Raw genomic sequence first — 515 nt, 5'->3', positions numbered from 1 at the left:
AAGTACTACGGCTCATATTTCAAAAGACTATATCCAAGCAATTTATTACAACAACGATTTTGCTGGAATATTTCTTGTATTGCAATGAATACCACCACCATATAAATTCAAAGCAATTGTATTAATTGCTACTATTTTCCTGTCAGGAAATACACTTTTTAAGATATTTAATGCTTCTTCATCCTTCTTTTTAACTTCTAGTGGTAGCCCTTCTGAATAATACTTTTGTGCAATTACTATATTATTTGTAATTAAAAAATTGCAATAACTTAGCGCTGGTAGTACCACCATTTCTTCTCCAGGAAAAGGACTACCATCAAATAACTCCCCTTTTAAATCCTCTTTACTCTCTTGCCACATATCATAAACAAAATCTCCTGCACGTATTGTTAAATAAATTGGCTCTGGAACAGGCATTTTAACAATCTGAAATGGTTTACCATCTATATTCACTTCATTTTTTAATACTTCATAGGCTTTATCTAACCGATCCTTGTTTAAATTATGTATTTTAC

Annotated in this window: 1 protein-coding gene; it reads right to left on the bottom strand. The window is 30.9% G+C overall.

Features of this window, described 5'->3' with window-relative positions:
• Positions 1-45: 45 nt before the first annotated feature.
• On the bottom strand, positions 46-515 hold a 470-nt coding region (locus AC1DTM_RS31335; RefSeq protein WP_477001802.1), incomplete at its 5' end, for an agmatine deiminase family protein.

The sequence above is a fragment of the Bacillus sp. P4_D3 genome (assembly GCF_056401855.1).
Note: the sequence above shows the minus strand (reverse complement) of the source record. Positions and strands in the feature narration are given on the sequence as shown.